This window comes from Alsobacter sp. R-9, from assembly GCF_054612375.1.
In genome coordinates this window covers 25,712-45,901 of the sequence record NZ_JBTSWJ010000022.1, presented here as the reverse complement: position 1 = coordinate 45,901, position 20,190 = coordinate 25,712, and the positions used below count along the sequence as shown (strand labels likewise).

Genomic DNA, 20,190 nt, shown 5'->3' with positions numbered 1-20,190 from the left:
TACGACAAACTCGCACGCAACTACCTCGCAGGCGCACTCATCGCCGCCACTTGTGCTTACTGGATCAATTGAGTCCGGACCCTAGTGCTGCGAAAGATCAAGGGCGGCCGTCTCCCGTGGTGCGATCGTGGCGTGAACCCGAGCCGCAGGGCGGAAGCGCAGGTCGAAGCAAAGAGCACGTGGGACTCGAACCAGGGAGGCCGGCAAGATGATACTGTCAGCGGCGTTTCTGGACGATCCAGCGGAGGACCTCGAACGCCTGCGGGCTCACCTCCGAGGCCGTGAGGTTCAGGTTCGCGGCCGGTCGGCGGGCACCGGCGTCGTCGACCCGGATGGGGATGGCCGGCTTGGGCATTCATCCGGCGCAGGTGCGCGGTGCGATTTCCGGCTTCGTGCAGGACGAGCGGGCCGCGCCGTCGGTGCCTGCCTCCAAAGCCCGCACGCGTTTTCCCGGCCCGGCGGCCGGGGCGGGTTGGAGGCGGATGAATGTCCGTTTAGGCCGCGGGGCGGCGAGGCTTACGGCAGACTCTCCGTCATGCGTTCGTGTGCCGCGTCCATGACGTCGTCACGACGATGAAAGGGTGTCGCGGAGGAACCGGCGCTGCCGAAGCTCATCCTCCGAGAGCCTCATGGACGGCCCGGCCGAGCTGCGCGTACGTGTAGGGCTTGGCAAGAACGCGACGTCCCGTGGTGTCGACGGGCTCCCGCCGAATGGATTCATGGTTGCCAGAGGTCAGCAGCACCTTGAGGTCGGGCCTCTCCTTCCGCACCCAGCGCGCCACGTCGTAACCCGACATCCCGCCCGGCATCAGCACGTCGCTGAAGACGAGGGAAACGGGAGCGTCTGTGCCCAGCGCCGCGATCGCCTCGGGCCCGGATCGGGCCTCGATCACGGCATATCCGAGGGCCTCGAGCCGACCCAGCGTCACCGCCCGAACCTGATCGTTGTCCTCGACCACCAGGATCAGCTCGCCGTCGCCCGTCGGCACGCGCTCGGTCGGCGAACCCGTTCGCGCGGCCGTCTGCCCATCAGGGGCGCGGGGCAGCAGGATCTTCACTGTCGTGCCCCTTCCCACCTCGCTCGATATGTCCAGCACTCCGCCCGACTGGCGGACAAAGCCGTAGACGCTGCTAAGGCCGAGACCGGTGCCCTTGCCGGTGTCCTTGGTCGTGAAGAACGGTTCGATCGCGCGCTGCAGCACCTCCGGCGGCATGCCCTGGCCGGTGTCGGTCAGCGTCAGGCAGACATAGTCGCCCTCCTTGACGCCTGCCTTGCGAGCCAGCTCGCTGCCGAGCCGCTCGTTGCCCGTGGAGATCGTCAGCATTCCCCCGAGGGGCATCGCGTCGCGCGCGTTGATCGCGATGTTGATGATGGCGCTGTCGACTTCCCCGGGATCGGCGAGCAGTGGCCAAAGGGTTCCTTGGAGCCTGTTGACGAGCGCGATCTCTTCCCCGAGCGTGCGCTGGAGAAGCCTTTGCATCTCCGTCACGCGGTCGTTCAGGACGAGCCTCTGGGGCTCGAGATTCCGGCGCCGCGCGAAGGACAGGAGCCTCCGGTTCAGGCTGGCGCCCATCTGGACGGCCTCGATGGCCTGCTGCACGAACCGCCGCGCGGTCTCGTCCGAAATCCTCGCCTCCGCGAGCTCGAGGTTTCCGGAGACGACGGTCAGGAGGTTGTTGAAGTCGTGTGCGATGCCTCCGGTCAGCTGGCCGAGGGCCTCCACGCGCTGCGCCTGTGCAAGCTCGGCTTGCGTGTGCTCGCGCAACTTCATCTCGCTCTCATACTGCTGCGTGCGTTCTGCCACGCGGGCCTCGAGCGCCTCGTTCGCCTGGGCGAGGGCCTCGTCTGCGCGCTTGCGCTCCGTGACGTCGTGGAATGTCCCGACGATCCGCACGGGCTGGCGCCCCGTGGGACGAGAATCGAAGGCGACCTGCCCGTTCAGGACCAGCCAGCGCACCTCTCCTTCCGGGCGCGCCACCCGCAGCTCCATGTCCAGCCGGCCGGTTCCGCCGGGATCGAGAGCCGCCTTGAAGCTGCGTCGCAAACGCTCCTGGTCGTCCGGATGGATCCGGAGGAGGGCATCCTCGATCCGTTCATCGCGGAGGCCGGGTGAGCCGGCGATGTCCGAGAGGCCGGCCGAGTACTGCAAGGTCCTCGTTTGCACGTCGATCGTGAAGATGCCGATCTTCCCGGCCGTCGTCGCCAGACGGAGCCGCTCTTCGCTCAGGGCGAGGGCCTTCTCGACATCCTTGCGGGCCGTGATGTCCAGGTTGATGCCGGTCATCACGCGCGGCCTGCCCCGGTCGTCAAGCTGGGTCACCTCGCCCTTCGTCAGAAGAACGCGGACCCCGCCGGACTCCGTGACGATGCGGAAGTCGAACTCGATCGGCGCCCCGAGACGGACGATCTTCTTGATCGTCTCGGCCACCATCGCCCGATCGTCGGGGTGAACGAAGCGCCTGAAGGAGTCGATCGAAGGGGTGTAGTTCTTCGGGTCCAGCCCATAGAGCGCGTACAATTCGGGAGACCATCGGACCTCGCCCGTTTCCAGATCCCACCTCCAGCTGCCGAAATGAGCTCCACGCTGGGCTTCGGCGAGCAGCCACTGGCTTTCGGCGAGTGCACGCTCGGCCTCGACCCGCTTGGTGATGTCGGAGTGCGTGACGACGGCGCCGCCCCCCTCCGCGTCGCGGAGCGGCACGGCCGTCATGGCGAACCACCGGTTCCGGGTCGGGCTGTTGCAGGTATAGTCCATCGCAAAGTGGGCCGACCGGCCACTCATCACGGCCTCCAGGCCGGACAGAGCGTCGACGGCCGTGCGGTCGGTCACGGCGGCGCGCCGGCAGACATCGAGGTAATTGGCCCCCACGGCGACCAAGGGGTTGGCCTTGGCTCCGTTCGCCATCGCGAAGGTATCCCAGGCCTGGTTGGTGGCGATGATGCGGCCCTCGCGATCCAGCACGGCGATGTGCGAGGGCAGCGCCTGCAGGGTCTGGCGGTTGAGCTCTTCGCTTTGCTGCAGCGCCTTCGTGCGATCCCCCACCCTCTGCTCGAGCGTCGCGTTGAGGTCGCGCAGCGCCGCCTCGGTCATCCTGCGTTCGGTGATGTCGATGTGGCAGCCGAGCAGGTGGGTGGGCTTGCCGTCCCGGTCGGGCAAGACGTCGGCGATCGTGTAGATCCAGAGGTACCGTCCGTCCCGGTGGCGAAAGCGAAACTCGACTTCGTGTCGCGAACCCGGGTTCGCGATGAACGACCGGACCTGCCTCAACGTCGGCTCGAGGTCGTCGGGATGGACGCGGCTTTCCCACTCGTCGAACCGGTTGGAGATCTCCTCCTCCGAGTATCCGATCTGACGCTTCCACTCGGGTGAGTAGACGACGCGATCGGTCTTCAGGTCCCAGTCGAACAACCCGACATTCGCTGCCGAGACGATGAGCTTCCAACGGGCGCTCTCCTCGGACGGTGCGGGGGGAGATCCCGCTTCCTCGGCAGGCGCAGAGGTCGGCCCTTGCGGCCTGGAGGAACCCGGGCCCGTCGGCAACTCGGTCTCGGAAGGCGTTGCGGACCCGGCCTCTCGCAAGGTCGACATGGCTGCTGCCCCCTTGATCGGGTCACGCGAATGAACGACCCCGAGCGAGCGTCACGACAGCCGGAAGGGACGGCTGTCCAGGTGCCGATGCGGAAAGCCGATCCTTCGCCTGCCCATCTCCCAAACCGGCGAGCTGTCAAGCTCGAGCTCATCCTACGGGACGAGTTGCACTTGATCCATTTCGGCCTTCACCCATGTCTGGCCGGAGGCCTGGGCTCGGAAACCTTGCTGGACCGGCGGATCCGACAGAAGCGGTCGGCTTCGCGAGAAGACGCAGAAAGGCAACGGTATCCGTTCGAGATGGAGGTTCAGCGTTGCGCAGTAGTGGATGAGCCGCGTCAGGGCCCTTGCCAAACCTCGATCTCGCCTTCCGCCTTCGTGGTGGCGCCGTCCGGCCCGACGGCAGCCTCCAGCGGCGCGTGGGGCGTCGTGGAGGGCCGAAGCTGACGCACTTCCGCCGCGAGGACGTAGCCGACGCCCCGGACGCTCTTGATCATGCGGGGCTCCTGTTCCTCCCCCGCTTCGATCTTCCGCCTCAGGCGTGCGATGTGGCCGTCGAGCGTGCGGTCGAGCGGCGACCAGTCGCGCCCTCGCACCGCCTGCCAGATCTCGTCGCGAGACAGAACCCGCGCCGGGTTGCGAACGAAGAGTTCGACGAGATGCAGTTCGGTTTCCGTGAGATCGACCAGTCCGCCGATCAACGAACGCAACTCCCGCGCGCCCGCATCCAGCACATAGCCGTCGAAGGCGTATCGTCGTGCCGCTTCATCGGTGTCAGGCAGGAGGGCAGATGCGTACCGTTCGAGCGTGGTCCGGATCCGGATCACGACCTCCCGGATGTGAAATGGCTTGACGATGTAGTCGTCCGCGCCGTGCTCGAGCCCGACCACGCGATCGAGCGGGGACCCACGCCCCGTGATCATGATGATCGGGACGTTCCGGATCCTGCGGATCTCGCGGGCCAGTTCCAATCCATCCTGCTGCCCGAGATTGAGGTCGAGCGTGATCAGGTCGACCCGCGTCGCGGAAAGGGCGGCGAGAAGTGCCGAACTGCTCCCGGCCTCCACGACATAATAGCCTTCCGCTTCCAGCCCTTGGCGCAGGATCTGCCGGACCTCGGGTTCGTCATCCACGATGAGGATCGTTGCATGCCTCGGCACCGGAACCCCCTCTGCTGAAACGCCAGCCCGCCGCCTTCGGCTCAATCATCATGTTCAAGTTTTCATCAGCGTGCCGAATTTGGCGTTGATGCATCACAACCGCGCCGTCCGCTGCCACGAGAGCCGCATGGCGAAGGCACGGGCCGGCAGCTTCGGCTGTGCGGAAGCGCAGCCGGCCCGGCGCGACCGGAGCATGCCCCGGCCCGCACCGAACAAATCTTAACAATTCGCTACCTTCAAGTTCGTGCGCTTGCCTGCATATGCTTCAGCCAGATGATCGAGCAGCAAAGCCGGCATCTGTGCGTCGGGGGCGCAAGATCCATGGTCACGGACGATCGCAACGAGCCTTTGCATCAAGGAAAGCGGGCCGGGATGTCCCGAGCAAACGCCGGTCGACAGGGTGACGGAGCGGCCTTCCAGCCGTTCGATCCCCGCCCCCTGCGGGCGGGCCTCCAGATGGCCCAGTCATGGCTGTCGTTCGCGGCCCGGCGCTGGCAGGCCGACATGCGCCTGCCGCGAGACCTTGCCGAGACCCGGGGAACCGCTGAAGCCCTGGCGACGTGGCAGGCCTTCGTGACCAGAGCCACGGACGACTACACGGCCCAGGTCGGCAGGTCGCTGGAAGCGCTCTCGAGCGGCCTGCCGGCTCGCGTGGCGAGACCGCCGGCGAGTCCGCCCGGCAAGCCGGGCTGAGCCGGCCCACAACTTCCGATCCTTCTCGAAGGCCATCCCCTGATGGCCGGCGCGGGCCCTCGCCGGGGCACCGCTGGGTCTTTCGCGGAGTCATCCATGAGACAGCTTCCCATGCCCCTCATCCTCGCCGCCAGGGGCGCGATCCCGGCCGTGTGCATCGGCTTGGGCGGGTTCGTCGGCGCCCACGGTCTGGCGCCCCTGCTGTCCATCCCGGCGTTGGTCCCGCTCGGCGTTCCAGCCCGGCGAACCCGCGAGCAGGCAGTTTCGACACCGGCGTCGCCGGAACCCGCGAAGGTCACGGTGTCAGGACACGCATCAATCCGCAGAACGTCGGGTCACGCCGCCGTCGGCTGAAACCGCCCGCGCGCGGCCCCTGCCGCTCGCTGACCGGCGGGCCGCGTCGTCCCAGAACAAGGCTCTTCCATGCGCTCGTCCAGTCCAACCACCATCGACGGCATCGGCTTCGCAGGCCTGAGGACGTACTTCATCGTCGCGGCGGTTCTGAGCGCCGCGGTCAATATCCTCTATCTCACCAGCTCGTTCTTCATGCTCGAGGTCTATGACCGGGTCATCCCCAGCCATAGCCTGCCGACGCTGGTTGGCCTGTGCGTGGTGGCCGCGCTTCTCTATGGCTTCCAGGGACTGATCGACGTCACGCGCAATCGTCTGCTCCACCGGATCGGAGCGATCGTGGACGCACGGCTCGCGCCCCGGGCCCTCCACGCCGTGATGACGATGCCGCTCTCGGGGCGCGCCCTGGCCGACGGCCTGCAGCCCGTCCGCGACCTCGACCAGGTGCGGGGCTTCCTCGCCGGTGGCGGCCCGTCCGCGCTCTTCGACCTTCCGTGGGTTCCGTTCTACGTGGCGATCTGCTTCGCCTTCCATCCGCTGATCGGCGTCGCCGCCCTGGGTGGCGGGGCGGTGCTCTTCGGACTTGCCCTGCTGGCCGAGTTCGGCTCGCGCGGCGCCACGCTGGCGGCGGCCAAGGCCGGCGGTCAGCGGATGGCCTCGCTGGAGCAGGCGCGGCGCAACGCGGAAGCGGTCCACGCCATGGGCATGCTGGAAGCCATGCAGGACCGCTGGGCCCGCCAGAACGATACCTGCCGCAACGCCCAGATGCGGGCCACGGATGTCGGCACGACGCTCGGCGGGCTTTCCAAGGTGATCCGGATGGCCTTGCAGTCCGGCGTGCTGGCCATTGGCGCGTGGCTCGTGATCGAGGGACGCGCAACAGGCGGGATCATCATCGCCGCGTCCATCATCTCCAGCCGGGCGCTGGCACCGGTGGAACTGGCCATCGCCCACTGGAAGAGCTTCCTCGCGGCGCGACAGAGTTGGCGGCGCCTGTCGAAGATCCTCGACGGACATGCGCAGACCGAGCCGCGCACAAGCCTTCCCGCGCCGCGCCACTCCCTCGCCGTGAGCCTGCTTCTGGCCGGCCCTCCCCATCTTGATCGGCCCGTGCTGCACGACCTCGACTTCTCGCTCAAGGCCGGTGACGGCCTCGGCGTCATCGGGCCCAGTGGCTCCGGAAAGTCGACGCTGGCGCGCCTCCTGGTCGGCGTCTGGGCGCCGAAGAGAGGGAAGGTGCGCCTCGACGGGGCCGCGCTGGACCAGTGGAACGTCAGCCAGCTCGGCCGGCACGTTGGGTACCTGCCGCAGGACGTCGAGCTCTTCGCCGGCACGGTGGCGCAGAACATCGCCCGGTTCGACCCCGCCGCCAAGGACGAGGACGTCGTGAGCGCGGCGCAGGCCGCAGGCGTGCACGAGCTGATCCTCTCGATGCCGGACGGCTACGACACGGCGATCGGCGAGGGCGGCGGCGCGCTGTCGGCAGGCCAGCGGCAGCGGATCGCCCTGGCCCGCGCCCTCTACCGGGATCCTTTCCTCGTCGTTCTGGACGAGCCCAACTCGAACCTCGACCCGGAAGGGGAGACGGCGCTGACACAGGCGATCCTGGGCGTGCGGGCGCGCCGCGGGATCGTGGTCGTCATCGCCCACCGTCCGGCGGCGCTGGCCGGATGCAACATGATGCTGGCCCTCAGGAACGGTCATGCCGTCGCCTTCGGTCCGAAGTCGGCCATCCCGGACGAACCCGCGAAGGCGGACACGACGTCTTGGCCAGCGTCCATGTCGGCCCGCGCCGGCCGCGCCCCGGCGCCCGTGAACCAGGGAGTCCCAGCATGACGCTCGCCACCGCCCATTCTGCGGAAGTGCTTCTCGGCAGGAGCATGCGCCGCCACTTGATCGTCGGCGTGTCCGCTGTCGCGCTCCTCTTCGGCGCCGTCGGCGGCTGGGCGGCGACCACCGAGTTCTCGGGAGCCGTCGTCGCGGCCGGCCAGGTCGTGGTCGACACGGCCGTGAAGAAGGTGCAGCACCCGACGGGCGGTATCGTCGGCGACCTGCGTGTGCGGGACGGCGACAGGGTGCGCGCCGGCGACGTGGTGCTGCGCCTCGACGACACCATCACGCGCGCCAGCCTCGCGATCGTCGTGAAGAGCCTGAACGAACTCCAGGCCCGCCTTGCCCGGCTCGAGGCGGAGCGTGACGGGCGGGATGCCCTCGCGGTTCCAGCCGCCCTCGTGCCGCGGGCCGCCGACGACGAGGTGGCCCAGCTCCTGATGGGCGAGTCCGTTCTGCTGCGACTGCGACACGATGCGCGAGAGGGCCAGAAGGCGCAGCTTCGGGACCGCTCCACGGGGCTCAAGCAGGAGGTGGAAGGGCTCTCCAACCAGATCGAGGCCAAGGGGCGCGAACTGACGATCATCCAGTCCGAACTGGCCGGCGTCCGGGACCTCTATGCCAGGAACCTCGTCCAGTTGCCCCGGCTGACGCAACTCGAGCGCGAAGCGGTGCGGCTGGAAGGCGAGCGCGGGCAGCTGATCGCCTCCGCGGCGCAGGCGCGCGAGAAGATCAGCGAGACGGCCCTCCAGATCCTGCAGATCGACCAGGACCTGCGCAGCGAGGTTGCCAAGGAAATCCGCGACGTCCAGGGCAAGATCGCAGAGCTCGGCGAGCGGAAGGTCGCCGCCGAGGACCAGCTGAAGCGCGTCGACCTGCGCGCACCCCAGGACGGTGTCGTGCACCAGCTCGCCGTCCATACGGTGGGCGGGGTCATCAACGCGGGCGAGCCGGTCATGCTGATCGTGCCCGAGGCGGATCGTCTCACCGTCGAGGCGAAGATCGCACCGCACGACATCAACAACGTCCGCGCCGGCCAGCCCGCGTTTCTGCGGTTCTCCGCGTTCAGCCAGCGCACGACGCCCGAACTCGACGGCAGCGTCGTGACCGTCTCGGCCGACGTCGCGACCGACCAGCGAAGCGGCTCGACCTACTACACCGCGCGTGTCGCTCTCTCGTCCGAGGCCGACAGGACGCTCGACCGGCTGCAGATGCGCCTGGTCCCTGGCATGCCGGTCGAGGTCTACGTCCAGACGTCCTCGCGCACGGTGCTGTCCTACTTCGTCAAGCCCCTCGAGGACCAGATCCGGACCGCGTTCCGAACGCAATGACCTGTCCGCCCCGGGGCAACCCCCCGCGTCCCGGTGCGGTGCGTGCGCAGTGAGTGAGTTGAAGCCACCGCTACAAGGAGTGGGGAAATGAGCATCTACGACCTGACCGACACGACGCAGATCCAGTCACAGACCATCAACGGCGCGATCTTCGAGACCGTGAATGATGGCGTGCCGAGCGGGAGCGGCGTCTTCAGTCCGTTCCTGAGCATCGAGGAGACCGGCAAGAACAAGGACGGCTTCGAGCAGGGCTTCAATACCGATGCCTCGCCGCTCCCGTTGGACGACACACGGGATTCCTTCACCCAGGCGATCCAACTCGGCGGCCTGACCAAGGTGACCATCGGCACGACGGACTATTTCGCCTTCAAGCTCGACGCCAACGAGCCGAATTCGGCGACGGGCCTCGTCTCTCTCCAGAGCTTCAAGATCTATACGGCAGATACGGGCACCATCGACGACTTGCCCACGCTGCAGATGCAAAACCTCGTCTACAACATGGATACGTCCACCGTGGACAACCGCGTCGACCTGAATGCCGGCGCAGATGCGCCTGCAGGGAGCGGGAAGGCCGATCTCTTCGTCTACGTGCCGGAGTCCAACTTCGCCGGCTTGAGCGATACGGCCTACGTCTATCTCTATTCCTCGTTCGGGACTGTCGACGGCCAGGGCTATTCCGCCGATGCCGGCTATGAGGAATGGGCCGGCTTCGGCACGTTTGGCCAGGAGATCGTCGGCGCCATCGGGGTCGACAAGAAGACGACGGATTCGGCAGCACCGGCCGGCACGGCCAAGGACGACGCCGGCTTCATTAATGTCAACGAGCCAGTGACCTGGACCTACACCGTCTCGAATGAGGGAAATGCGGCCCTCTCGAATGTCACCGTGACTGACAACAAGGGTACGCCAGATCAGGCGGACGACCTGAGCGCCACGTATGTGAGTGGCGACGACAACGGAAACGGCAAGCTCGACACGACGGAGGCCTGGACTTACCAGCTCACGGGGGTCGCAAGACTGGGCAGCTACACCAATCAGGTGACTGTCGCGGGAGACTATGCCGATGCGAAAGGGGTGACCCAGCACGTCACGGCCCAGGACTCGTCGTCCTACTTCGGGGCCGATCCCGAGGTCTCGATCGTGAAGGACACCGTCGACTTCGGCGCCGGCTCGAACCCGGACAACGTCGGGGACGGTCTGGTGGTCGTCGCCGGCGATGCGATCGGCTGGACCTACAAGGTGACCAACACCGGCAACGTCGGCATTGCCGAGGCGGACGTGAAGGTCACCGACGACAAGCTGTCGTCTGATCCCGTCTATGCCAGCGGCGATAATGGCAACAACATGCTCGATGTCGGCGAGACCTGGACGTATACGGCGAGCGGAACCGCCGGCACGGAGCCCTACAGCAACACGGGAATCGTCAAGGTGTCCTTCACGGACTCCGCGGGCCACGTGGCCACGGCCACGGCCTCCGACGGCAGCAGCTACACCGTCGCGGCCCCGAAGGTCTCGATCGTGAAAGACACCGTCGACTTCGGCGCCGGCTCGAACCCTGACAACGTCGGGGACGATCTGGTGGTCGTCGCGGGCGACGCGATCGGCTGGACCTACAAGGTGACCAACACCGGCAACGTCGCCATTGCCGAGGCCGACGTGAAGGTCACCGACGACAAGCTGTCGGCCCAGCCCGTCTATGCCAGCGGCGACGACGGCGATCACACCCTGGAGGTCGGCGAGACCTGGACGTACACGGCGAGCGGAACCGCTGGCACGGAGCCGTACAGCAACACGGGCACCGTCAAGGTTTCCTTCACGGACTCCGCGGGCCACGTGGCCACGGCCACGGCCTCCGACGGCAGCAGCTACACCGTCGCGGCCCCGAAGGTCTCGATCGTGAAGGACACCGTCGACTTCGGCGCCGGCTCGAACCCGGACAACGTCGGGGACGGTCTGGTGGTCGTCGCCGGCGATGCGATCGGCTGGACCTACAAGGTGACCAACACCGGCAACGTCGGCATTGCCGAGGCGGACGTGAAGGTCACCGACGACAAGCTGTCGGCCCAGCCCGTCTATGCCAGCGGCGATGACGGCGACCACACCCTGGAGGTCGGCGAGACCTGGATCTACAAGGCGACCGGAACCGCCGGTATCGGGGCGTACAGCAACACGGGTACGGCCAAGGTGTCGTACACGGATGCGGCAGGGCACGTCGCCACGGCCTCGGCCGCCGACGGCAGCAGCTATTTCGGGGTCAACGTCGACCTGGACGTCGAGAAATACGTGTCGGTCGACGGTGGCAAAAGCTGGGTCGATGCGGATACCGCGCCGGGTGCCATGGCGAAGACGCAGGCGCCGGTGATGTTCAAGTTCGTGGTGCAGAACCTGAGCAACGTGGAACTCAAGAACGTCGTCCTGTCGGACGACACCTACAACCTCGGCCCCGACGGCAAGTCGATCACGATCCCCAGCCTGAAGGCAGACGATCACGACGCGTCCACCACGGGCGACAGCTACACGCTGACGATCTCCGCGCCCTGGCAGACGGGCCAGCACACGAACGTGGCGACGGTCACGGGCGGCTACACTGACCTGGCGGGCCACGTGGCGACGGATACGGATACGGACGCTGCGAACTACTTCGGCTTCCTGCAGGGGGTCACCGGCCGGACCGCCGGCTACTGGTCGACCCATCTCTCGTCGTGGAGTTCGAAGACCAGCGGTGGCGTGCTGATCGGCGATGCGAACGGGAACGGCGTCGCCGATGGCAACGAGACGACCTTCTTCGTCACAGGACAGCAGGCGGCCCTCGCCCTGGTGTCGTCCAGCGACAGCACTGGCAGCGATGTCCGGCAGATCCTGCTGAAGCAGGCAATCGTGGCGCAACTGAACATCTACAACGGCGACAAGGATCCCGGGCAGACCCCAAGCGGGACGCCGAACCCGGTCGGCGATCTCGTCGGCGAGGCGGCAGCCTGGCTCAAGGCATATGGCGGGTCGCCCCTCTCCGACGGGGTGCTGGATTCCAGCGACTACAAGTACACGTCGAGCACCAAGACCTGGGCCTTCACGAGCGGCCTGACCGGCAAGACCGACTTCTGGTCCACCCTGCATGACGTCGACTCCACGTCGTCGGACGTCTGGGTCACAGGTCAAGGGCTGAAGAACACGCTGGAAGCCTACAACAAGAACCAGCTTGTCGTGACAGGTGACGACAAGTGGGTGGGCTGGAACCCCGGCGGAGAAGCCTCCTACGTACCCGTCGATCCGGTCGCCGACATCGCCGACGCCTTCTGGAAGGTGGCCAAGGACCACGGCGTGGTCCTCGCCTGATCCCGGCACGAGTGGCGGAAGCGGGACCGTGGTCTCGCTTCCGCCTCATGCGCGGCGTCCGCAATCCTGCGCGGGAAACGGCTAGGCCGCCCGCCGCGCGATGGCGTCGCCTACGGTGCCCGTCACGAGCGCCGGCAGAAGCACGTCGCTCGCGGCGCCGAACCCTGTCCGCACCGCCTCCTCCATGATCGGTCCGAAGCCGTCTCCGGAGTGCAAGGTGATCGAGACGCTCGCCGATCCCACCCACGCCCACGGCGCCCAGGCCTGAGCGACGTCCCGCAGCCTCAGCCGTCGCCACTCGCGGCCGCCCGAGTGAGCGATGCCGACTGGCAAGGCTGCCCTGAGGATCGGCCCGACCGGCGCAACTCACCATCCGGCGTTCACTTCGCCGGACAGATGATCCTCAGCGTCGTCTGTTGCGTCCCCGTTACGGTCATCATGCCCTTCATCATTGTCGCGGCCTTGCTCTTCGAAAGGTCCGTGGTGACGGTCGAGCTCAGCTTGAGCGGCATGGCGATGGCCTCGCCGCTGGGATCGGTTCCCGCTCCGCCCCCGCCGCCACCTCCGCGGCCGCAGGCGATCGAGATCTTCGGCGTGGGGCCGAAGGCGTTGAACGTGATCTTCGCCTCCTTGCCCGACGCCGCGAGAGACATGTCGACGTTGCGGGTGAACGACGTCATGGTGCAGTTCATCCCCGCGACGCGGATGCTGCCGGGGGTGGTCCGGTGGACACCCTTGAGGTTGAGGTTCCAGCTCTTCCCGTCATTGTCGGGAATGGCGCCCCGTGTTTTCTCGACGGCGAACTTGTACTGGAAGGTCGCCATCTGGCCGGAATAGGTGATGTTCGAGACATCCTCGAACTCGACCTCCGCGCCTTTCAGGGCCTTGCCGAGCGCCTGCTGGAGCGCGGCGATCTGGCCGTCATAGGCCGTGACCTCGTCACGGGCGAGCTGGGCCGCATCACGGAGGTAGAAGGCGATGAACCCCATCTTGCGGCAGGTGGCGCGGTGGCTCTCCTCATGCGCCCGCGTGATGTCGGCGACGCCCTTGCAGAAGCTGGTCTGCTCGGCTGCCTGGCGGACCGCGTCGGGATTGGAGAACTCGCACAGGTCGATGCCCCTGGCCTTGAAGTCGGCCTCGATGGCCTTCGCCTTGGCGGCATCGTACACGTTCGTCGGAGCGCCATCCTTCATGACGGGAGACGTCCACCCGGTGATGGAGCCGTTCTCGATGAGCGCGTTCCCGGCAGGGACGTAGGCAATGGCCTTTGCCTGCGTCGACACGGTCGCCTTGATGCCGGCTCCTGCGCCCTTCTCGATATCCTGCTCCCACCTCGCGTAGGCTTCGCTCAGACTGAAGGACGACTCGCCGGCGGCCCGTCGCTTCTCGAGTTCCTCCGCCTTCGCCTTGTGGCGGTCGCGCAGCGTGGTCGCATTGTCGAGTTCCTGCTGCAGCTTGTCGAAGTCGCCACATGAGCACTCGGGCAACTCCGCCCGCGCGGGCATCGCGGTGCCCAGGAGAAAAACGAGTGCCATGAACCGAATCTGCATCTGTCCCGTCCTTCTCCGTCGACGCGCGTAGGTACTAAATCACATCACGGCACGAATCCCACCCGCTCGAACCGGACACCCCCGGGATCCGGGCAGCCCCTCTCATGGCTCCGGAAGTGCATCGGGTAGCCGGGCGAGGGAGGCCCCGGACGTTCCCGGCGGGCGGAGGAACAGCGAACGGAGGCCGGGCCGGATCGCTCCTCGGCTTCACGGCGTCCAATCGGCCCCGATCTCCCTACTCCGCGATGATCTTCTCCGGGACGGCCTGATAGGCCTGCGCATGATGGACCGACGACGACTTGGCCGCCGTGCCGGGCATCACTTCGAAGCGGGGATCGAAGTCCACCATCGTCGCCGCGAGCTTCGCGAGGACTGTGACGTCGCCCTGCACCTTCGCCGTTCCGTCCGCGATCTGGCTCTCGAGGGTCTTGGCGCCCATCATCGTCTGCTCGAGGTCGGACCTGTTGATGGTCAGCGTGAGGTCGGGTGTGCTCGCCTGGAAGCCCGCGATGTTGGTGAGCGTCGCGTTCTCGAGCTCGATCAGGAACTTCTCGCCATTGTCGGGCGTGACGAGATTGATGGTGAAGCGCAGTCCCTCCGCCTTCCTGCTGTCCATCCGGATGGCGAGGAAATTGAGGAAGAGCTCCGTCGACATCGCGCGGATCACGTCCGGGCTGCTGGAACTGGCCGTTTCTCCCTGCGGGATCCCCGTGCGGAGCTCGTAGGCGCCGGACAGGAAGCTGTTCCGGAGGCCAGGGTTCTCCTGCTGGTAGCCGATCTGCTCGAAGATGTCGGCAAGGAGGTCCTTGGCGTCCTGGTTGTCAGGCTGCGCCTGGACGAGCTTGTTCATGATCTCCTGCGCGAGCAGGTACTTGCCTTCGTCATGCAGGGACCGGGCCTTCGCCATGATGGCGGCCGGCCCGCCCATCATCTCCACGTAGAGAGGGGCCGAGGCATCCGGCGACAAGGGAATCAGGGTCGCCGGATTGCAGTCCCAGAAGCCGAGGTAGCGCTGGACCACGCCACGGCTGTTGTGCTCGGGCGAGCCATGGTAGCCGCGACACTCCCACTTGGCCTGGATGCTCGGCGGCAGGCGGTAGACGTTGTGGATCTGGTTGATCGTCACGCCCTGGTTGGCGAGGTGCAGGACCTGGTTGTTCATGTGGGCGTAGAGGTCACGCTGTGCCCGCATCACCTCCTGGATCCGGGCGTTGCCCCAGCGCGGCCAGTGGTGCGAGGCGAACATCACCTCGGCCGTGACGCCGAACCGGTAGAGGGCCTCCGCGATGTACTTGGACCAGTTGAGCGGATCGCGCACCTGCGCACCGCGCAGCGTGTAGATGTTGTGGAGCGAGGCGATGACGTTCTCGGCCATCCACAGCGCCTTCATGTCCGGGATGTAGGTGTTCATCTCGCGAGGCGCTTCGGTGTTTGGCGTGTTCTGGAAGATCATCCGCACGCCGTCGACCTCGAACGCCTCGATCGGCTTCTCGACCAGGCGCGTCGGCGCGATCAGGCCGGTGGCGCCGGCCGAGACACGGGCGCCGAGGCCCTGGCTGACGAAGCCGTGCGGAGCGACCGGCAGCAGGAGGCCGTACTGGTAGAACAGCCGCCGGTTCATGGCGTTGCCGGCGTACACGTTCTCCGCGACCGTGTGCGCCATGAAGTCGACGGGCGCGATGACGGGGATCTTGCCGCTGCGCACGTCTTCCTCGCGCAGGATGCCCCGCACGCCGCCCCAGTGATCGCCGTGCGTGTGCGAGTAGATCACCGCGGAGACCGGAAGTCCCTGGCCCACGTGATCCTGGAAGAGCTTCCACGCGGCGCGCGCTGTCTCGGCACTGACCAGCGGATCGAACACGATCCATCCGGTCTTGCCGCGCACGAACGTCAGGTCCGACAGGTCGAAGCCGCGCACCTGGTAGATGCCGGGGATGACCTCGTAGAGACCGTAGTTGTTGTTGAGCTTGGCGATGCGGAGGAGGGACGGATGGATGCTGTCGAAGTCGTCCTGCGTGTCGATGAACTGGAACTGCTCCATGTCCCAGGCCACATGCCCCGCGTCCGCCCGGATCTTCATCTCCGGCATCTTCGCGATCAGCCCTCTCTGCTGCTCCTCGAAGTCGCGGCGGTCACCGAAGGGCAGGCCTTCGCGTGCCTTCCGCAGCACCTCGAGCGTGTGCTTCGACGGTGCCTTCCCCTTGGGATGGAAATGGCCCTTGAGAGGCGCCGGCGTCGACTGTGCCGCCCCCTCGTTCAGGGTGATCGTCGAACCCACGGCGAAGGCTGCCCCGAGGGCGGGGAGGGCCTGAACGAATTCACGGCGCGTCGACATGCGATCCTCCAAGGCTGGCGTGATCAGAACGGGGCCTGTACCCCCCGGACCGGAACGTGTTGCAGTGCGGGGTAGGGAGAGCCAACACCCCGGTCATTGACCTGATTGGTGTGCCTGCAGAGTGGCTCGCGAGGTTGCTCCCAGTCATCGGGATGCCGACCGACGCTGCAGCTTGAGGCCAACTGCGCGCACTGCGGGACCCGGAACGAGACCATCGCAAACTCCGCCCTGCACGGGAGACATACACGTGCAGGATGAGCGGAGCCTTGGCAATGGGTTCCTGGGGTCGAGAACGCGTCCCAACTCGGGCCCAACCGCTCGCCCGGCAATGGGCGCCGTCTCGCTCGGCAATGGAACGAACAAGGTCGCGGGATGCCACGTCTCGCGACAAGCGTGCCCGTGAAGGCAACGCCCGTCTCGCTTCAGTTCGTCGGATGCGGGGCCCGGCCTGACCGCTAGCGCTTGCCTGACCGAACGCCCCGTGGATGAGGTCCGGCCGTCGAGCGTCGCACGACGAGTTCGACAGGAAGGGTCGTCGTCTGCTCCGTCGGATGCCCCTGCAGCACGTCGACCAGCTTGCGCGCAGCCTCGGTCCCGATCTGCGCCGTCGGGACGTGGACGGTGGTCAAAGGCGGCGACAGGTGGGCCGACATGTCCAGATCGTCGATCCCCGCAACGGACAGGTTGTCGGGCACGACGATGCCGCGCGCCTGGGCTTCGACGATGCAGCCGATCGCGATGAGGTCGATCCCGCCGATGACGGCGGTTGGGGGGTCGGCGAGCCCCAGCAGCACAGCGCATCCGTTGCGACCGCCGGCGATGGACGTGGGCTGCTGGCATGTCAGAGCCTGCGGCAGTCCGATGCCCACGCGCTCGAGGAAGTCGCGCGCTCCCTTCATCCGCGCCCGCTGCCGGTCGTTGAACTGGTGCTGGCCGCTGATCATTCCGATCCGACGGTGGCCGAGGGAGACCAGATGTTCGGCGGCCAGCGCTCCCGCCCGCTCGTTGTCGATGACGACAGCCGGCGTGTCGGGCCTGCCGCACCACGTCAGCACGACGGGCACGCCCGCCGACTGCAGCAAGCGGTGCGTCTCCGGGGCACGTTCGGCGCCGACCAGCATCAGGCCGTCGACGCCCCGCGACAGGAGGGTTCTCACGGCCTCGGCCTCTGCCCGCTCGCTGTAGTCGTGCGACGCAACGAGCAACTGGTACCCTTCGGCCGCAAGTGTCAGCTGCATCGCCTGCAGCGCGCGGGAGAAAATCGCGTTGTCGAGCGTCGGCATCACCGCGCCGATCGTCATCGACCGGCCGGAGGCCAGCGCACGGGCCGCGGCGTCGGGACTGTAGCCGAGCCGCTGGGCACTCTCGCGGACGCGGGCCAGAGTGTCGCGCGAAAGCAGTTCGGGCTGGGCGATGGCGCGCGACACGGTCGCCGGCGAAACCCCGGCATCCCGCGCGACATCGATCAGCCTTGGCTTCCGGGGTGCGCTCATGGAGTCATCATGGATGAAAGTTTTTTCATAGGCAACAAGGGTAAGCCGACGTTTAGCGCACGGGTCCCTCGGATTGACAAGCCGCGCAGTTCCTGCGAGCGTCGATGAAAGCGCTCTCATAACGAGCGACGAGGGAGGGTTCGTGAGCGTCGGCCGCCGTCAGTTGGTGGGGATCGCAACCGTCGTCGCGCTGGTCGCGACGTGGTTCGTCCTGACCACGGTTACCGGGACTGTGAGCGGCGCGCGCTTTCCCTCGCCGGCTGAGTTCTGGCGCTCGCTGACGCAGATCAGCACGCGTGGCTATGCCGGGGCCAACCTCGTCTCCCATGCGCTGCAAAGCCTGAAGCTCGTGGCGCTGGGCTTTGCGGTCGCGATCGCGACGGGGGTCCCGCTCGGGCTGTGGATGGGGTGGGACCGTCGCGTGGAGGCGATGATCAACCCCGTCTTCCTCGTCATCAGGCCGATCCCGCCGCTCGCATGGATCCCGCTGGCGATTCTCTGGCTCGGACTCGGGGATGCGGCCAAGATCATGGTGATCTGGTTCTCCGCCTTCGTCCCCTCGGTCATCAACAGCTTCGCCGGCGTCCGCAACATCGACCGCCCGATCCTCGAGGCGGCCTCCATGCTCGGTACGCCGCGCCATCGCATGATCCGCGAGGTCATCATGCCGGCGGCGTCGCCGATGATCTTCACGGGCCTGCGCCTGTCCCTGCAGGCCAGCTGGACCACCCTGGTCGCGGCTGAGCTGGTCGGCGCGCTGGTCGGCGTGGGGTTCGTCCTGAACATGGCGCAGCAGGACATCTACCCCGGCATGATCCTCGTCGGGATGGTGACGGTCGGGTTGCTTGGATGGGCGACGACCTGGCTGCTCGCGAGGGTCGAGCGGCGCGCGCTGTCCTGGAACGTGGCGGCGAGGGACTGACCCATGCAGTCCAGGAACCTGTCACTCCTCCAGAGCATCGCGTGGGGCGCCCTCGGGGTGGCCCTCTTCCTCGGCCTGTGGACGTTCCTCTCCGTATCCGGCCTCGTGCCCCGGCAGTTCCTTCCCAGTCCGCTGGAGGTTGCCACCCGGTTCGTCACACTGCTGAGCCAGCCCTTCGCTGGCGCGACCCTGCCGCAGCATCTCGCATCCAGCTTCCAGCGCTATGCCTACGGTGTCCTCCTCGCCGCGGTCATCGGCATCCCGCTCGGGCTGATGATGGGATGGTTCAGGCTGCTCGATGACATCGTGACGCCGATCTTCGACGGGCTGCGCTTCATTGCCCCCATCGCATGGGTGCCGTTTGCCGCGCTGTGGTTCGGTACCGGAATTGGCGGTCCGGTGATGATCATCTTCGCAGGGGCGTTCCCGCCCTGCCTGATCAACGCGTACCGCGGCGCACGCTTCGTCGAGCCTCGCTACATCGAGGCTGCCCGCATGCTCGGCACCGGCAACACCCGGACCATCCTGGAAGTGCTGCTGCCAGCGTCCCTGCCGTCCATCATCTCCGGACTGCGCGTCTCGGCCGGCCTCGGCTGGCAGTCGCTCGTCGGCGCTGAACTCATCGTCGCCGCCGCGGGTGTCGGCTTCATGATGGTCCAGGCCCAGGGAAATGTGGCCACGTCCACGGTCATGGCCGGGATGATCGCCATCGGGGTGGTGGGAATGCTCATCGACGTCCTGCTGCGTCAGGGCGAAGCCTGGCTGCGCCGCCGCCGCGGCCTCGAAGCGTAAGGACTGCGCACGATGGGATCGATCCAGTTCAGGAACGTGGACAAGGTCTTCGGTGGAGCCGGCGCCGGCTTCAAGGCGCTCGACGACATCAATCTCGACATCGGCGAGAAGGAGTTCGTCGCCATCGTAGGCCCTTCGGGCTGTGGCAAGACGACCTGCCTGCGGATGGTGGCCGGGTTCGAGTCGGCGAGCGCCGGGACCGTGAGCGTCAACGGGAAGGTGGTGACGGCCCCGGGACCGGACCGGGCCGTGGTGTTCCAGCAGTTCGCGCTGTTCCCGTGGAAGACCGTCAGCGAGAACATCGAGCTCGGCCTGCGCAACAAGGGGCTCCCTGCCGGCGAACGGACCGATCTGGTGGCCGGCGCGCTGAAGCTGATGAACCTCGAGTCGCATGCCGACGCGTTCCCGCATCAGCTGTCGGGCGGCATGCAGCAGCGCGTGGCGATAGCGCGGGCCTACGTGCTCGACCCGAGCGTGCTGCTGATGGACGAGCCGTTCGGCGCGCTCGACGCGCAGACGCGGGTGGTGATGCAGGAGGAGCTCGTGCGCCTCGCCCGTCGCAATCCACGCACCGTGCTGTTCATCACGCACGCGGTGGAGGAGGCGGTCTATCTGGCCGATCGGGTGGCGATCATGACGAGGCGGCCGGGCCGCATCAAGGAAGTGCTCGACATCAAGTCGGTCCGGGAGGCGGAGAACTGGGACCGGCATGCACGGATCGAGGACGTGATGGACCTCGAGTCCTTCGTCCATCTGCGCACCCAGATCTGGAAATCGCTGCGCGAGGAAAAGGCGTCCCAGGGCAGCTGA

General features: G+C 67.0%; 14 protein-coding genes. 7 read left to right on the top strand and 7 right to left on the bottom strand.

Annotated features, from left to right (window positions below; genetic code table 11):
* Positions 1-217 precede the first annotated feature (217 nt).
* The 3 genes from ACX9GQ_RS23800 to ACX9GQ_RS23790 form a co-directional block, all read right to left on the bottom strand.
* Entirely contained in the window at positions 218-355 is a 138-nt protein-coding gene (locus ACX9GQ_RS23800; protein ID WP_459632101.1) for a hypothetical protein, read from the bottom strand.
* Positions 356-611: 256 nt separating this feature from the next.
* Positions 612-3,590, bottom strand: a complete 2,979-nt coding sequence (locus ACX9GQ_RS23795; protein ID WP_459632100.1) for a PAS domain-containing hybrid sensor histidine kinase/response regulator — start codon at positions 3,588-3,590, stop codon at positions 612-614.
* A 338-nt stretch (positions 3,591-3,928) separates the two neighbouring features.
* Positions 3,929-4,750, bottom strand: coding sequence for a response regulator transcription factor (locus tag ACX9GQ_RS23790; protein ID WP_459632099.1), 822 nt, complete (start codon positions 4,748-4,750; stop codon positions 3,929-3,931).
* A 372-nt stretch (positions 4,751-5,122) separates the two neighbouring features.
* On the opposite strand from ACX9GQ_RS23790, the gene ACX9GQ_RS23785 reads away from it, so the two are divergent.
* The 4 genes from ACX9GQ_RS23785 to ACX9GQ_RS23770 all read left to right on the top strand — a co-directional run bounded on the left by ACX9GQ_RS23785 (position 5,123) and on the right by ACX9GQ_RS23770 (position 12,288).
* The gene (locus ACX9GQ_RS23785; RefSeq protein WP_459632098.1) at positions 5,123-5,443 is read left to right on the top strand and encodes a hypothetical protein; all 321 of its coding nucleotides are present in this window, start codon (positions 5,123-5,125) and stop codon (positions 5,441-5,443) included.
* A gap of 423 nt (positions 5,444-5,866) precedes the next feature.
* On the top strand, positions 5,867-7,630 hold the full coding sequence (locus ACX9GQ_RS23780) for a type I secretion system permease/ATPase (RefSeq protein WP_459632097.1): 1,764 nt from the start codon (positions 5,867-5,869) through the stop codon (positions 7,628-7,630).
* On the top strand, positions 7,627-8,955 hold the full coding sequence (locus ACX9GQ_RS23775) for an HlyD family type I secretion periplasmic adaptor subunit (protein ID WP_459632096.1): 1,329 nt from the start codon (positions 7,627-7,629) through the stop codon (positions 8,953-8,955). The genes ACX9GQ_RS23780 and ACX9GQ_RS23775 overlap by 4 nt, the downstream gene beginning before the upstream one ends.
* An 87-nt stretch (positions 8,956-9,042) precedes the next feature.
* Complete coding sequence (locus tag ACX9GQ_RS23770; RefSeq protein WP_459632095.1) at positions 9,043-12,288, top strand: DUF7507 domain-containing protein; 3,246 nt, start codon at positions 9,043-9,045, stop codon at positions 12,286-12,288.
* A gap of 81 nt (positions 12,289-12,369) precedes the next feature.
* On the opposite strand, the gene ACX9GQ_RS23765 is transcribed toward ACX9GQ_RS23770, so the two are convergent.
* The 4 genes from ACX9GQ_RS23765 to ACX9GQ_RS23750 all read right to left on the bottom strand — a co-directional run bounded on the left by ACX9GQ_RS23765 (position 12,370) and on the right by ACX9GQ_RS23750 (position 17,666).
* Entirely contained in the window at positions 12,370-12,621 is a 252-nt protein-coding gene (locus ACX9GQ_RS23765; RefSeq protein ID WP_459632094.1) for a hypothetical protein, read from the bottom strand.
* Positions 12,622-12,668: 47 nt separating this feature from the next.
* Positions 12,669-13,823 (bottom strand): hypothetical protein, encoded by a 1,155-nt coding sequence (locus ACX9GQ_RS23760; RefSeq protein WP_459632093.1) that lies wholly within the window; start codon positions 13,821-13,823, stop codon positions 12,669-12,671.
* A gap of 250 nt (positions 13,824-14,073) precedes the next feature.
* Positions 14,074-16,173 carry an alkyl/aryl-sulfatase gene (locus ACX9GQ_RS23755; RefSeq protein ID WP_459632092.1) on the bottom strand — a complete coding sequence of 700 codons (2,100 nt, stop codon included), beginning with the start codon at positions 16,171-16,173 and terminating at the stop codon, positions 14,074-14,076.
* A gap of 455 nt (positions 16,174-16,628) precedes the next feature.
* Positions 16,629-17,666: a LacI family DNA-binding transcriptional regulator gene (locus ACX9GQ_RS23750; RefSeq protein ID WP_459632091.1), complete on the bottom strand. Its 1,038-nt coding sequence runs from the start codon at positions 17,664-17,666 to the stop codon at positions 16,629-16,631.
* A 142-nt stretch (positions 17,667-17,808) separates the two neighbouring features.
* Between ACX9GQ_RS23750 and ACX9GQ_RS23745 the strand changes: the two genes are divergently transcribed.
* Genes ACX9GQ_RS23745 through ACX9GQ_RS23735 form a run of 3 tightly spaced genes read left to right on the top strand, consistent with a single transcriptional unit; the run spans position 17,809 to position 20,190 of the window.
* Positions 17,809-18,588, top strand: coding sequence for an ABC transporter permease (locus ACX9GQ_RS23745; protein ID WP_459632090.1), 780 nt, complete (start codon positions 17,809-17,811; stop codon positions 18,586-18,588).
* A 3-nt stretch (positions 18,589-18,591) separates the two neighbouring features.
* Positions 18,592-19,380, top strand: a complete 789-nt coding sequence (locus tag ACX9GQ_RS23740) for an ABC transporter permease (protein ID WP_459632089.1) — start codon at positions 18,592-18,594, stop codon at positions 19,378-19,380.
* A 12-nt stretch (positions 19,381-19,392) separates the two neighbouring features.
* Complete coding sequence (locus tag ACX9GQ_RS23735) at positions 19,393-20,190, top strand: ABC transporter ATP-binding protein (protein WP_459632088.1); 798 nt, start codon at positions 19,393-19,395, stop codon at positions 20,188-20,190.

Coding starts and splice junctions, on each gene's coding strand:
- ACX9GQ_RS23800 (WP_459632101.1), bottom strand. CDS start 355: ATGCCCAAGCCGGCCATCCCCATCCGGGTCGACGACGCCGGTGCCCGC.
- ACX9GQ_RS23795 (WP_459632100.1), bottom strand. CDS start 3,590: ATGTCGACCTTGCGAGAGGCCGGGTCCGCAACGCCTTCCGAGACCGAG.
- ACX9GQ_RS23785 (WP_459632098.1), top strand. CDS start 5,123: ATGTCCCGAGCAAACGCCGGTCGACAGGGTGACGGAGCGGCCTTCCAG.
- ACX9GQ_RS23780 (WP_459632097.1), top strand. CDS start 5,867: ATGCGCTCGTCCAGTCCAACCACCATCGACGGCATCGGCTTCGCAGGC.
- ACX9GQ_RS23775 (WP_459632096.1), top strand. CDS start 7,627: ATGACGCTCGCCACCGCCCATTCTGCGGAAGTGCTTCTCGGCAGGAGC.
- ACX9GQ_RS23770 (WP_459632095.1), top strand. CDS start 9,043: ATGAGCATCTACGACCTGACCGACACGACGCAGATCCAGTCACAGACC.
- ACX9GQ_RS23760 (WP_459632093.1), bottom strand. CDS start 13,823: ATGGCACTCGTTTTTCTCCTGGGCACCGCGATGCCCGCGCGGGCGGAG.
- ACX9GQ_RS23755 (WP_459632092.1), bottom strand. CDS start 16,173: ATGTCGACGCGCCGTGAATTCGTTCAGGCCCTCCCCGCCCTCGGGGCA.
- ACX9GQ_RS23750 (WP_459632091.1), bottom strand. CDS start 17,666: ATGAGCGCACCCCGGAAGCCAAGGCTGATCGATGTCGCGCGGGATGCC.
- ACX9GQ_RS23740 (WP_459632089.1), top strand. CDS start 18,592: ATGCAGTCCAGGAACCTGTCACTCCTCCAGAGCATCGCGTGGGGCGCC.
- ACX9GQ_RS23735 (WP_459632088.1), top strand. CDS start 19,393: ATGGGATCGATCCAGTTCAGGAACGTGGACAAGGTCTTCGGTGGAGCC.